This window comes from Bradyrhizobium canariense, assembly GCF_018130465.1.
Classification (GTDB): Bacteria; Pseudomonadota; Alphaproteobacteria; order Rhizobiales; family Xanthobacteraceae; genus Bradyrhizobium; species Bradyrhizobium canariense_C.
On record NZ_JAFCKJ010000003.1, the window covers coordinates 278,266 to 290,603 of the forward strand.

11 protein-coding genes and 1 tRNA gene are annotated in these 12,338 nt (G+C 64.3%); 1 reads left to right on the top strand and 11 read right to left on the bottom strand.

Features of this window, described 5'->3' with window-relative positions:
• Nucleotides 1-64 precede the first annotated feature (64 nt).
• Both JQ591_RS10090 and lipA read right to left on the bottom strand, forming a co-directional pair.
• Entirely contained in the window at nucleotides 65-559 is a 495-nt protein-coding gene (locus tag JQ591_RS10090; RefSeq protein ID WP_211395852.1) for a type II toxin-antitoxin system RatA family toxin, read from the bottom strand.
• Between the two features lie 6 nt (nucleotides 560-565).
• Entirely contained in the window at nucleotides 566-1,522 is a 957-nt protein-coding gene (gene lipA / locus JQ591_RS10095; protein ID WP_211395853.1) for a lipoyl synthase, read from the bottom strand.
• A 130-nt stretch (nucleotides 1,523-1,652) separates the two neighbouring features.
• Here lipA and JQ591_RS10100 point away from each other — a divergent pair, with 130 nt between their 5' ends.
• A complete protein-coding gene (locus JQ591_RS10100) occupies nucleotides 1,653-2,255 on the top strand; it encodes a DNA-3-methyladenine glycosylase (RefSeq protein WP_211395854.1) in 603 nt (200 codons plus the stop codon).
• A gap of 2 nt (nucleotides 2,256-2,257) precedes the next feature.
• On the opposite strand, the gene JQ591_RS10105 is transcribed toward JQ591_RS10100, so the two are convergent.
• From JQ591_RS10105 to JQ591_RS10145, 9 genes are all read right to left on the bottom strand, one after another.
• Nucleotides 2,258-5,134, bottom strand: a complete 2,877-nt coding sequence (locus JQ591_RS10105) for a valine--tRNA ligase (RefSeq protein ID WP_211395855.1) — start codon at nucleotides 5,132-5,134, stop codon at nucleotides 2,258-2,260.
• A gap of 141 nt (nucleotides 5,135-5,275) precedes the next feature.
• Nucleotides 5,276-6,052 carry a PopZ family protein gene (locus JQ591_RS10110; protein WP_211395856.1) on the bottom strand — a complete coding sequence of 259 codons (777 nt, stop codon included), beginning with the start codon at nucleotides 6,050-6,052 and terminating at the stop codon, nucleotides 5,276-5,278.
• 304 nt (nucleotides 6,053-6,356) lie between these two features.
• Nucleotides 6,357-7,763, bottom strand: a complete 1,407-nt coding sequence (locus tag JQ591_RS10115) for a TolC family outer membrane protein (protein WP_211395857.1) — start codon at nucleotides 7,761-7,763, stop codon at nucleotides 6,357-6,359.
• Between the two features lie 215 nt (nucleotides 7,764-7,978).
• Nucleotides 7,979-8,641, bottom strand: coding sequence for a protein-L-isoaspartate O-methyltransferase family protein (locus tag JQ591_RS10120; protein WP_211395858.1), 663 nt, complete (start codon nucleotides 8,639-8,641; stop codon nucleotides 7,979-7,981).
• Nucleotides 8,642-8,775: 134 nt separating this feature from the next.
• Nucleotides 8,776-8,955: a hypothetical protein gene (locus tag JQ591_RS10125; RefSeq protein ID WP_211395859.1), complete on the bottom strand. Its 180-nt coding sequence runs from the start codon at nucleotides 8,953-8,955 to the stop codon at nucleotides 8,776-8,778.
• A gap of 212 nt (nucleotides 8,956-9,167) precedes the next feature.
• A tRNA-Asn gene (locus JQ591_RS10130) sits at nucleotides 9,168-9,242 on the bottom strand.
• Nucleotides 9,243-9,376: 134 nt separating this feature from the next.
• A complete protein-coding gene (locus JQ591_RS10135) occupies nucleotides 9,377-9,745 on the bottom strand; it encodes a hypothetical protein (protein WP_211395860.1) in 369 nt (122 codons plus the stop codon).
• Between the two features lie 214 nt (nucleotides 9,746-9,959).
• A complete protein-coding gene (locus JQ591_RS10140; RefSeq protein WP_211395861.1) occupies nucleotides 9,960-11,654 on the bottom strand; it encodes a flotillin family protein in 1,695 nt (564 codons plus the stop codon).
• A gap of 23 nt (nucleotides 11,655-11,677) precedes the next feature.
• The gene (locus tag JQ591_RS10145; RefSeq protein ID WP_211395862.1) at nucleotides 11,678-12,337 is read right to left on the bottom strand and encodes an OB-fold-containig protein; all 660 of its coding nucleotides are present in this window, start codon (nucleotides 12,335-12,337) and stop codon (nucleotides 11,678-11,680) included.
• Nucleotide 12,338 lies beyond the last annotated feature (1 nt).

Genomic DNA, 12,338 nt, shown 5'->3' on the forward strand with positions numbered 1-12,338 from the left:
GGGTCCCGGCTCTGCGGAGCAGCGCTACGCGCGCACCGCGTCCGGAACATTGGAGTAACGATCCTTACGACGACGCCAGCTTCCGCCGTCCGTAGATCGCGTCCGCCCGCTTCTCGAACGCGATGGAAAATCGCGCGAACGCGGCGTCGAACATCGAGCCCATCAGCAGCGCCAGCATGCGGCTCTTGAACTCGTAGGCGAGGAAGAAACCGACGTCGCAGACGCCACTGCCCTCCCCTTGGCCTTTGTCTTGGCCTTTGGGCTCGAACGTCCAACGATTTTCCAGATTGCTGAAGGGACCTTGCAGATATTCGACCAGGATCTTCAAATTGGCGCGGTCGAGCGTCACGCGGCTGGTGAAGGTTTCCTTGATCAGCTTGAACGACACCGTCATGTCGGCGACCAGCACCTCGGTGCCGTCGGGTTTCGCCATGCGCTGACGGACCTTCAGCGCGCTGCACAACGGCACGAATTCCGGGTAGCGCTCGACGTCGGCGACCAGATCAAACATCTCGGACGCGCTGTGATCGACACGGCGCTTGCTCGAAAATTTGGGCATGGCGGTTCAGCGGGCCGTCGCGGCCCGCGCGGCCTTCAGTCTCGCAAAATCCTCGCCGGCATGGTGCGACGAACGGGTGAGCGGGCTCGCCGACACCATCAGGAAGCCCTTGGTGTAGGCGACCTTCTCGTAGGACGAAAACTCGTCCGGCGGCACGTAGCGCATCACGGCGTGATGCTTGCGGGTCGGCTGGAGATATTGCCCGATGGTCAGGAAATCGACGTCGGCGGAACGCAGATCGTCCATCACCTGCTGCACCTCGTGGCGCTCCTCGCCGAGGCCGACCATGATGCCGGACTTGGTGAAGATGGTGGGATCGAGCTCCTTGACCCGCTGCAACAGCCGGATCGAATGGAAATAGCGCGCGCCCGGCCGCACCGTGAGATAGCACGACGGCACGGTCTCGAGATTGTGGTTGAACACGTCGGGCCTCGCCGCGACGACGATTTCCAGCGCCCCCTCCTTGCGCAGGAAGTCGGGCGTCAGGATCTCGATCGTGGTCGAGGGGCATGCAGCGCGGATCGCGCGGATGGTCTGGGCGAAATGCTCGGCGCCGCCATCCGTGAGATCGTCGCGGTCGACGGACGTGATGACGACATGGGCAAGGCCGAGCTTGGCCACGGCCTCGCCGACGTTCCGCGGCTCGGCCGCGTCGAGCGCGTTCGGCATCCCGGTCTTGACGTTGCAGAACGCGCAGGCGCGGGTGCAGGTGTCACCCATGATCATGAAGGTCGCGTGCTTCTTGTCCCAGCACTCGCCGATATTCGGGCAGCCCGCCTCCTCGCACACCGTGTGCAGGCCGTTGGCGCGCACGATGTTGCGGGTGTCGGCATAGCCGCGGGTGTTGGGCGCGCGGACGCGGATCCAGTCCGGCTTCGGCGGCGAAGCGGAATCGGGCCGGTTCACCTTTTCGGGGTGACGTGGGCGCAGCGGGTTCGAGATGGTATCGACAATAACGACCATGGGATGTCCGGTCTGATCAGGTCCTACCTAGTCGGTCTCGCCACGCATCGCAACCCGGCTCGCCCCGCTTCAGGGAACATGGCAGATATGGGCAATATCCTGCTCTGTTCTCTGGCGATTCTCACCTCGAATGGCTCCAGTCTCGAAGACCTCTACTCCCCGGCTCGGCAAAGCCCTGAAGCGTGCCTTTTTCGCGCGCAGCGTCCGCGAGGTCGCGCACGACTTGATCGGTGCGACCATGCTGGTCGACGGCGTCGGCGGCCTCATTGTCGAAGTCGAGGCCTATCATCATACCGAGCCGGCGGCGCATTCCTACAATGGCCCCACGCCGCGGAACCAGGTGATGTTCGGCCCGCCCGGCTTTGCCTATGTCTACCGCTCCTACGGCATCCACTGGTGCGTGAACTTCGTTTGCGAGGAGGAAGGCTCGGCAGCTGCCGTGCTGATCCGCGCGCTGGAGCCGACCCACGGCTTGGCCGCGATGCGTCGGCGGCGCCATCTCCAGGATTTGCACGCGTTGTGCTCGGGCCCGGGCAAGCTGACCGAAGCGCTCGGCATCACCATCGCGCACAATGCCCTGCCGCTGGACCGTCCCCCGATCGCGCTGCATGCGCGGACGGAGGATTTGGAGGTGGTGGCCGGAATCCGGATCGGCATCACCAAGGCCGTGGAGCTGCCCTGGCGCTATGGCGTCCGGGGTTCGAAATTCCTCAGCAAGCCGTTTCCGAAATAGGCCTAAGAGGCCTGCTTCAGCCGCTCCAGCGCCTCCAGCAGCTTGGCCTTGCGGGCGAGCGCAGCCTCACGCTTTTCGCGCTCCTCCTCGACGACCTCCTCGGCCGCGTTGGCGACGAATTTCTCGTTCGCCAGCTTGGACTCGGCGCGCTTGATGTCGGCGTCGGCCTTCCCGATCTCCTTGTCGAGACGCGTGCGCTCGGCGGCGACGTCGATCACGCCCTTCAGCGGCAGCGCAGCCACCTCGCCTCGCACCAGGAGCTGGACCGCGCCGTCGGGCGCACGGTCGGCGAACGCGATGTCCGACAGCCGCGCCATGCGCTTGATGACGTCGCTCCAGCGAGGCGCGCGCTCCTTGGTCTCGGCCGAGGCGCTTGCGAGCACCAGTGCCGTCAGCGTCGCCGGCGGGATGTTCATCTCGGCGCGCACCGAACGGATCTGCGTGACAAGGTCGATCACCCAGCCGATCTCGGCCTCGGCCGCGGGATCGGTGAAGTCCGCATGGTCGAAGATCGGCAGCACCCAAACCGGCGAGACGAGCGCATCGGTCGGCCCCGTCGTGGCCGCGAGCATCGCAAGCTGCTCCGGCGTCGGCGCGGCCGGCTTCAGCGGCCACGGTGCCAGCGCAAGCAGACCGTCGCGCTTGGCCGTCACCTCCCACAGCTCCTCGGTGATGAAGGGCATGAAGGGGTGCAGCAGTTTCAGGATCTCGTCGCGCGCCCATGCCACCATGGCGCGGGTCTCGGCCTTGGCGGGGCTGTCGGGACCGAGCAGCAGTGGTTTTGCGAGCTCGACATACCAGTCGCAATAGACGTTCCAGACGAAGCGATAGATGCTGCCTGCGGCATCGTTGAAGCGATAGGCCTCGATCGCCTCGGTCACCTCGCGCGTGGTGTGCGCGCTCTCATGCGCGATCCAGCGGTTCAGTGTCTCCTTGACCTTCGCCGGCTCGAACCCCTCGGGCACGGCGCAGTGGTTCATCTCCGCGAAGCGCGACGCATTCCAGAGCTTTGTCGCGAAATTGCGATAGCCCTCGACCCGGCTCGTGGCGAGCTTGATGTCGCGCCCCTGCGCGGCCATCGCGGCCAGCGTGAAGCGCAGCGCGTCCGCACCATATTGGTCGATCAGGCTGAGCGGATCGATGACGTTGCCCTTCGACTTCGACATCTTGGCGCCCTTCTCGTCGCGGACGAGGGCGTGGATGTAGATCGTCGAGAACGGCACCTCCTTCATGAAGTGCAGGCCCATCATCATCATGCGGGCGACCCAGAAGAAGATGATGTCGAAGCCGGTCACCAGCGCGTTGGTCGGGTAGTAGCGCTGCACTTCCGGCGCGTCTGCGGGCCAGCCGAGGGTCGAGAACGGCCACAGCGCCGAGGAGAACCAGGTGTCGAGCACGTCCTCGTCACGCGTGATGAAGCCGTCACGCTTGTTACGATCGAGCGCCATCTCGCGGCCCTGCTCGATCGTGATGACTTCCTGCTCGACGTAATAGCCGAGGGCGTGGCTGACGGCCTCCTCCTCGGTCTCGGCGACGAACACCTTGCCATCAGGACCGTACCAGGCCGGGATCTGGTGACCCCACCAGAGCTGGCGCGAGATGCACCAGGGCTGGATGTTCTCCATCCACTCGAAATAGGTCTTTTCCCAGTTCTTCGGCACGAAGGTGGTTTCGCCCGAACGCACCGCGGCCATCGCGGGCTTCGCCAGCGTCTTGGCGTCGACATACCATTGGTCGGTGAGATAGGGCTCGATTACCGTGCCGGAGCGGTCGCCATGCGGCACCATGTGGGTGTGGGGCTCGATCCGCTCGACGAAGCCGAACGATTCCAGCCGCTCGACGATGCGCTTGCGCGCTGCGAAGCGATCGAGCTTGTTGAACTCCTCGGCGAACTGCGAGGCACCCTCCGGCAGGTCGCGCAGATAATCCTCGTTGTCGAGGAGATCGAGGCAACCTTCCTTGTCGATGACGCTGATCCGGGCGAGGCCGTGGCGATTGCCGACTTCGAAGTCGTTGAAGTCGTGCGCCGGCGTCACCTTGACCGCGCCCGAGCCCTTCTCCGGATCGGAATAGTCGTCGGCGACGATCCGGATCTTGCGGCCGACCAGCGGCAGGATCACGTTCTTGCCGACCAGCTTCTGATAGCGCTCGTCATCGGGATGCACGGCGACGCCGGTATCGCCGAGCATGGTCTCCGGGCGCGTGGTGGCGACGACGATGAAGCTCGAGGGATCGTCGGGGCTGAAAATCTTGCCCTCGATCGGATAGCGCAGGTACCAGAGGCTGCCCTTGACCTCGGTCTGCTGCACTTCGAGATCGGAGATCGCGGTGAGCAGCTTGGTGTCCCAGTTCACCAGCCGCTTGTCCTTGTAGATCAGGCCGTCGCGGTGCAGCTCGACGAACACCTTGACCACGGCCTTGGACAGGCCCTCGTCCATGGTGAAGCGTTCGCGCGACCAGTCGCAGGACGCGCCGAGCCGCTTGAGCTGGTTGATGATGGTGTCGCCGCTCTCGGCCTTCCACTGCCAGACCCGCTCCAGGAACTTCTCGCGGCCCATCTCGCGGCGCCCGGGCTGCTGGCGCTCCATCAGCTGCCGCTCGACCACCATCTGGGTGGCGATGCCGGCATGGTCGGTGCCAGGCTGCCACAGCACGTCGCGGCCGCGCATGCGCTCGAAGCGGCACAGGATGTCCTGGAGCGTGTTGTTGAGGGCGTGGCCCATGTGCAGCGAGCCCGTCACGTTCGGCGGCGGGATCACGATGGTAAAGGGCACAGCGTCGCGGCGGTCGGGGCGGCCGGCCTTGAAGGCAAGGCTGTCCTCCCACACGACGGACATGCGGGCTTCGATATCGGCGGGCTGGTAATTTTTCTCGATCATGGGGCTGCTAGAAAGCCGCGCGCGGGGTCCAAGTCAACGGAAAGGTCAAAGGAGAGCCAGGCGGCAACAGGGCTCTCCAGTCCGGTCGAGAGGCCGAATATGATGCACAAGCAGGGCTTTATGAGGGCTCTGCGGCCCGATCTACCTGCCGCCGCGCGATACCCGCTCGATTTCGGCCTTCACGATGCGTTCTACGAGGCCCGGCAAATTGTCGTCGAGCCAGGACTTCAACATCGGACGCAGCATCTCCTTGACCAGATCCTCCAGCGTTCGCGCATTGCTGCTGAGCACCGTGTGGGCCAGGGAATTGAAGGCGGATTCGACCGCCGAGACCGTCGATTGCGCCAGGATCGGCTGTTGGGGCGGCAGTGGCGGCGCATCGAAGTCCACGGGCGCATAGGATGCCGGGGGTGGCGTCGGACGCGGCGGCGGCGATTCGGCGAATTCGAGATCGTCGCGCGGCTCGACCTTGCGGAAGCTCGGCGGCGGAGGCGGCGTCGGCTCCATCTCCATCGCCATCTCGTCGGTCAATTCCAGCACGTCGGGCTCTGGTTCGGGCTCCGGCTCGGGAGCACGGATTTCGGGCGCAGACGTAGCCGTGTCGAGCCCCGCCAGGAGCGCGTCGATATCGTCCTGATTGTTGGATGCATCGGCCGCGGCTGCGGGGGGCGGCGGCGGTGCGGGCTTTGCGGCCGGAGGCGGTGCGGGCTTCTCGGCGGCCGGCTTGGCCGGCGCGACCTTGGATGGCGGGATGTCGTTGATCGCCTGCGGCTTCGGCGGCGCGGCGGGGGCGGCAGCTTTCTCGGGCTTGGCGGCCTCAGCCGGCGGCGGCTTGGCCTCATCGTCGGCAATGATGCGCCGGATCGAGGCCAGAATCTCCTCCATCGAGGGTTCTGTGACCTTTGCAGGCTGCGTCATCTCCGACTCCACATCATCAACGCCCTCGCATGCGTTGTTTTACACCAAGCACGACAGGATTGGCCGGTTCCGGATGGGTGGCCCGACATTTTCGTCGCGGCAGCCCGACTTGTCCCCAGATGACGGCTCAACGTGCAGCGGTGCGCCCCTGCCCTCGGCACTCAAGCTTTACGCACACGACATCAGGTGCGGGGCGAATCGACCCGCATCTTCTTGGCAAGGCTATGTCAGGGATTTTGACGATTGCAAGCAAAGCGCCCAGTCGGCCCCGGCTGTCTGCGAGGTCGACCGGATGATTACGGGATCAGCGCCCGTCGGGCGTACGCACGCCGGACCAGCTATCGCGGACCTGCTGGTAGTGCACGCTGGGATCGTAGACAGTGGTCGCAAGGCCGAGCACCTGCGGCGCGAGACGACCGACTGCGTTGAGCACCGAATAGGACGCCACCACGCGGTCATGCTGGGCAGTGACCAGGGCAACGCGCGCGTTGACCAGGGCCTGCTGCGCGTTGAGCACGTCGAGCGTGGTGCGCTGGCCGGCCTTGGCTTCCTCGCGCACGCCGTTCAGCGCGATCTCGGAAGCCGCGACCTGCGCCTGCGCAGACTTCACCTGTGCCTTGCCGGCTTCCAACTGGCCCCAGGCCTGCACGACGTTGGCGCGGGTCTGATCGCGGGTGGTTTCGAGATTCAGACGCTGCTGCGCCAGGTTCTCTTTGGATTGCCGGATCAGCGAATATTCCGCGCCGCCCTGATAGATCGGTATGGAAGCTGTCGCGATGGCGGACGCGGTATTCGTTCGGAAGACATTCAGGGTCTGCTGGTACGACGTGCTGACAGCAGCCTGGAGCGAGACCGTCGGCAGCAGCGCGCCTTCGTTGATCTTGACCTGGAGATAGTTGACGTCGATGCCGAACATCGAAGCCGTGACGTTGGGGTTCTCCACCAGGCTGAGACCGACGGCGGAGGCGAGCGTCGCGGGCAGGAAACGATCGACCGGCGAGCCCGGGGCAAGATTCGTCGGCTCGTTGCCGATGATCCGGCGGAAGTTCGCGCGCGTCGTCGTGAGATTCGATTCGGCGGTCAGCGCTTGAGTCTTGCCGGCAGCCAGCTGCGCCTCGGATTGCGCCACGTCGGTGCGCGTGACTTCGCCGACATTGAAGCGATCGCGCGTTTGCTTGAGCGTCTGTTCGAGCACGCGCACGTTGCTGCGCTGAACTTCGAGGGTGGCGGCGTCACGAAGATAATCCATGTAGCTCGTGGCAGCCTGCAGCAGGACCGTCTGCTCGAGCACGCGCAACGCCTCGCGCGACCCCGAGACCTGGCTCTCCGCCGCGCGCGTCCTGTTGGCGGTCTGATTGCCATTGTAGAGCGTCTGGTTGACGGTCAGGCTGGCGCTGTTGGGCTGAAGCGGCAGCGTGGAAAGGGGGTTGTTGCCATGGATCGTTGCGCCCTTCTGCGTCGCCTGGATATCCTGATATTGATAACCGGTGCCGAGGGTCACATTGACCTTGGGGCGGTAGCCCGACAGCGCCTGCGGCACGTTCTCGTCGGTCGAGCGCGCCTGGGCGCGTTGCGCGTTCAGCTGAGGATTGTTCTGATAGGCGCGCACCAGCGCAGCCTCGATCGTATCCGCCAAGGCAGGCGTCGGCCCGGCAAGCGCGAGCAACAGGACCGAAACCGCAGCTCCGGTGAAGAGCTTCACCCCATGCATCCAAAAATTCCGTTCATTCTAACGCCCGGCTCGTGCCCGCGAGCCGGGTTACCGTCTACGAGTGGAGTCGCTGCCCCTCCGCAACATAGGACGCGGTCAAGCGCGACGGAACTACCTCAGGGTCGTTCGCAGTGGAAACTCTTTACGTGCAGCATCCCGGCCACACTTCTGATTCAGAACGGGATTTTAACAGGCCAAAGCCGTCAATCGGGCCTTCAGAAGACGAAGGCGGCGGCCCGTTCCAGCCCGGGAAGGACCGGGGCCGCGGCATCGAACAGTGCCCGATGGCCGAATTCGCCGTGGGTATGGGTCACGATCATGGCCCGCGGCGGCCTTGATTCGGCTGAGACCCCCACCAGGCGCCCACCCTCCTTGAGCTGCCCGAGCAGCCCTGCCGGCGTCACCTCGGTGGCGCCGTTGAGGACGATCACATCATAGGGACCAGCGGCGGCATCACCCTCGGTGCAGGCTGCGGCCTTGCAGGTCACGTTGGCAAGCCCGAGGGCGGCGAAGGCGTCCTTGGCCTTCGCGGCCAAGGCCGAATCGCATTCCGTCGCGGTGACCTGGCGCGCGAGCTTGGCGGTCAGCGCAGCGAGATAGCCCGTGGCGCAGCCGACGACCAGGACGTTGTCACCCTCGCCGATTTCGGCGGCCTGGAGCAGCTTGCCGGTCAGCTGCGGCTTGATCAGGAAGCGCTTGGCGCCGCCCTCGCTGACGTCGAGATCGAGGTCGAGATACGCCAACGCCTGCCGGCTGGCCGGCACGAAGGCCTCGCGCGGAACCATGAGCATGGCGTCGAGAACACGACGGTCGGTGACGTCACTGGTGCGCACCTGGCCATCGACCATTTTTAGGCGCGCCGTCGAGAAAACGGACATTTGCGGACCCTGCAAGGCGGACGATGCCGCGGACGAAAGTTAGCGGCATCTTTGGAACAGGCCCTGCGAAAACGCAACATGGCTTTGGCCCGCGAACCGGGGCCTTCCGCAACTCGCAATGTCGAGGGCGAGGCCTATTCGATCGTGACCGCGAGGCGGCCGATTAGTGCGGCGACTTCATCCAGCCGTGCCGAATCGTGTGTCTCGACCGCACGCGCCAGACAGGCGAGGCATTCATCGTCACTGAGTTCGGGGACGTCTGCCGGTAGAATCGAGGGAGCCATTTCGAAACGGTCGACCTGGACGTCTGGCATGGGAATCAGCTCCGTAAAAATCCGGCGCCGGCGAAGCTCGATTCGAATTGAGTCGATTTGGCGCCGCCCCCGTGGCGCGTCCGTGCCATTGCACACGTCTGGTTGAACGTGATTCCACGCGGAGATCGAGCAAGCGGCGTTCGGGGATCACCGCAACGAGATAGCGCATCACGCGAAGGCGCGACAGCAACTCATTGAATTTGCGATGGAATTGGCTCCCCGGGCTGGATTCGAACCAGCGACCATCCGATTAACAGTCGGATGCTCTACCGCTGAGCTACCGAGGAAAAGGGCGAACTCGTCGTTCGCGCGCGGCTGCGTATAACAAAGCCGCTTGCGCTTGCAAAGGACGAATTCGCTATCTTGCACATTGCAGCAAGGAAGGGCGCGCGGCCCCTCCTCCGCCTGACCTCAGGTTAGCCTACTCGGCGACGAACGAAGTGGTCTTGGTGCCGGAATCGTAGCGTAGCCGCAGCGCGGTGAACTTGCAGAGGTTGACATTCTTCCAGAGCACGGTCTCGTCATAGTTCTGCCAGTCGACGCGGATGTTCCAGACGCACCCGTCGTCGTCATCGTCGAACTCGACATAGGTGCTCGCCTGGTTCTGCAAAACCTTGTCGAGCTCGTTGTCCCATTCGTCCATGCCATCGTCCGGGGCGTTGAAGCCCAGAAATTTGATGGCATAGCCGGTCTCGTTGACGACGGTGACGTTGCGGGCGTCGGCCGCGAACGACGGCGCGGCGGTGATCGACAGACCGATCGCAATCAGTGCAGACAGAAAAAACTTCATTTGAAATTCCCCCGATCGAAACAGGCTTTCGGCGCCTGACGTCGATCCGCGCCGGCGCAGCGGCAACCAATGAAGTTGCCTAGAAGGATTCGTCCGGGGCGCAATCGAAAGGTTCAAGACGCGATCGATCCGCGCTCCGGCTCGTTGCGCGACGCGAGACGCGCAACAAGCCAGTTCTTATCGATTCGAATTCTCCGCAGCAATGAACCGGCATTCATAGATCGGCGGAGTTTGTTGTCTCCGGCACGGGCGCCGGCACCGCCGCACCGTTGCTCTTTCCGGCAACCGCGTTGACCAACGTCTTCACGGGATCGTCGCCGGGCGCAAAGCCGCCCTGGCGCAGGATCTCGTCGATCATCGGACGCAGCGCATGCACCTTGAGCAGCTCGCCGGCAAGGCCTTCGCCGAAGCCGACATTGCCTCCCCCCGCACCATTGCCGCCGAACGCACCGCCGGTGTGGAGGATGCGGACGTCCTTCAAGTTCGCGATAGGTTTGACCATCTCGGCCAGCGCCGAGGGCATGATCTCGATCCGCTTCTTGGCGATCTCGAAGTCGATGACGTTGCTGCCGAGCTTGTTCTGCGCCTCGTTCTTCATGGTGATGACGGCAGCTTCGGCCTCACCGATATTCCTGACGCCGACAGCCTTGATCTTGTTGGACTCGGCTTCGGCGGTGGCCAGTGTCTTGACGGCCTCGGCGCGATCGAGGGAGGCCTTCTTCTCGGCCTCGGCCGCGACGATCACCTCGGTCGACTTTCGCTCGGCCTCGGTGCGGGCCGCGAGCACCTGGGTGAGACGGGCACGATCGGCAACTTCGACGGCGCGCGCGGTCACGACTTTTTCTTCCGCGGAGACGGCGACCGCTTCGGCCGTCTTGGCTTCGGTCACGGCTTCCGAGGTCTGCTTGCTCTTGGACGCGATCTGGATCTCGTTCTCCTGGGTGGCGATCTGGATCTCGCGCTGCGCGTCGGTCTTGCGCTTGTTGATCGCCAGATCGGATTCAATCACCGCGGTTTCCTTCACCTGCTTGGCGCCCGCCTCCTTCTCGGCGACCGCGCGGTCGGTATCGATGCGGGCATTCTCCTCGGTCAACCGCGCGGTTTGCGTCGCAGTTGCGACCTCGGCGCGGGTGCTCGCGGTCTTGTTGGCGATGTCGCGCTCCTGCGACAGCTCGGCCTCCTTCTTGGTCCGCTCGATCGTCAGGGTCTGCTGCCGCGCCTCAAGGTCCTTTTGTGCGATCGCCACTTCGTTGTCGCGCACGATGGCGTTGCGGTCGCGGCGGCGGGTCTCGGTGACCGTCTTCAATTGGGTCAGGCCTTCGGCGTCAAAGAAGTTTTCCGGATTGAAGAATTTGACGTCAGTCTGGTCGAGTTTTGTCAATGACACCGATTCCAGTTCGAGCCCGTTCGACTTGACGTCGGACTCGACCGTTGCCTGCACGTGCTTGACGAAATCACTGCGCTTTTCCTGCAGCTCCAGGATGGACATGGTCGCCGCCACCGAACGCAGGCCGTCGACGAATTTCGCTTCGACCTGGTTACGCAGCGCTTCGGCATCGTTGGTCAGCGCGCCCAGCGTCTGGCTCGCCAGCGCGATGCTCTCGTCGTCGGGGCGAACGCGCACGTAGAATTCGGCGACGATGTCGACGCGCAGCCGGTCCCTGGTGATCAGGGATTCCCGCTCCTTGCGCTCGACTGTCAGCCGCAGCGTCTTCAGATTGACGCTGGCATAGGAGTGGAAGATCGGCAGGATCATGGCGCCGCCGTCGAGCACGACCTTCTTGCCGCCGAGGCCGGTGCGCACGAAGGCCTCGTCGCGGGTGGCGCGCTTGTAGAGGATGGTGAAGACGATCCCGAGGACGACGATCAGCGCGACGCCGATCATGGCCGGGACTGCGATGTCGAACATGATGTTCTCCAATAAATGACTGGCTAGCTGCTTAGAGGTGGCTTGGACGGTTTGAGTTCATCGTCGGCCTTCACCGCTACGAAGCGGGTGCCGGCGCGATCGACCAGCAGAACCATAGTTCCCTGCTCCAGGGGCGATGATGACGGTGCGGCGACCGCCCAGACGAAATGGCGGTTGCCGTGAATGTCGGCGACGCTGACGCGGCCGGGCGGCCCCTGGTCGAGCGGGCCAATGACGACCTCGCCGACGCGGCCGACGAGATCGCCGAGCCCGACGGCGTAGCTTTCATCCTTGGGGATGACCCGTGCGATGCCCCTGCTTGCGACGCGGACCAGTGGAACCGAGACTATGACCGCCCCGACCGAGGCGAGCGTCGCCGGCAAGGGGCCGGCCACCATCCGCGCGACGTCCTGGATCAGGAAGCCGGTGATGGAGAAGGCACCGAGCAGCAACAGCAGGAAGATCAGTAGCGGCACGCCGCCGACATTGATCCAGGAGATGGCGTTGAGGACGCCATTGTCGCTGGGATGACCGAAATCGATGGTGGTGCCGAGCATTTCGCTCAAGGAGGCCCCGACCAGCATCGAGACCACTTCGATCGAGCCGACAATGAGGATCATGGCCGCCGCGATCGCGAACGGCCTGACCTCGGGCGACATGACGTGTTCGAGCAGTGCGCTCATG

What these genes read in the sequence shown, in the direction of transcription:
- JQ591_RS10115 (WP_211395857.1), bottom strand. Translation starts at nt 7,763, where the DNA reads ATGCATGGGGTGAAGCTCTTCACCGGAGCTGCGGTTTCGGTCCTGTTG.
- JQ591_RS10140 (WP_211395861.1), bottom strand. Translation starts at nt 11,654, where the DNA reads ATGTTCGACATCGCAGTCCCGGCCATGATCGGCGTCGCGCTGATCGTC.
- JQ591_RS10145 (WP_211395862.1), bottom strand. Translation starts at nt 12,337, where the DNA reads ATGAGCGCACTGCTCGAACACGTCATGTCGCCCGAGGTCAGGCCGTTC.
- JQ591_RS10135 (WP_211395860.1), bottom strand. Translation starts at nt 9,745, where the DNA reads ATGAAGTTTTTTCTGTCTGCACTGATTGCGATCGGTCTGTCGATCACC.
- JQ591_RS10120 (WP_211395858.1), bottom strand. Translation starts at nt 8,641, where the DNA reads ATGTCCGTTTTCTCGACGGCGCGCCTAAAAATGGTCGATGGCCAGGTG.
- JQ591_RS10125 (WP_211395859.1), bottom strand. Translation starts at nt 8,955, where the DNA reads ATGCCAGACGTCCAGGTCGACCGTTTCGAAATGGCTCCCTCGATTCTA.
- JQ591_RS10110 (WP_211395856.1), bottom strand. Translation starts at nt 6,052, where the DNA reads ATGACGCAGCCTGCAAAGGTCACAGAACCCTCGATGGAGGAGATTCTG.
- lipA (WP_211395853.1), bottom strand. Translation starts at nt 1,522, where the DNA reads ATGGTCGTTATTGTCGATACCATCTCGAACCCGCTGCGCCCACGTCAC.
- JQ591_RS10100 (WP_211395854.1), top strand. Translation starts at nt 1,653, where the DNA reads ATGGCTCCAGTCTCGAAGACCTCTACTCCCCGGCTCGGCAAAGCCCTG.
- JQ591_RS10105 (WP_211395855.1), bottom strand. Translation starts at nt 5,134, where the DNA reads ATGATCGAGAAAAATTACCAGCCCGCCGATATCGAAGCCCGCATGTCC.
- JQ591_RS10090 (WP_211395852.1), bottom strand. Translation starts at nt 559, where the DNA reads ATGCCCAAATTTTCGAGCAAGCGCCGTGTCGATCACAGCGCGTCCGAG.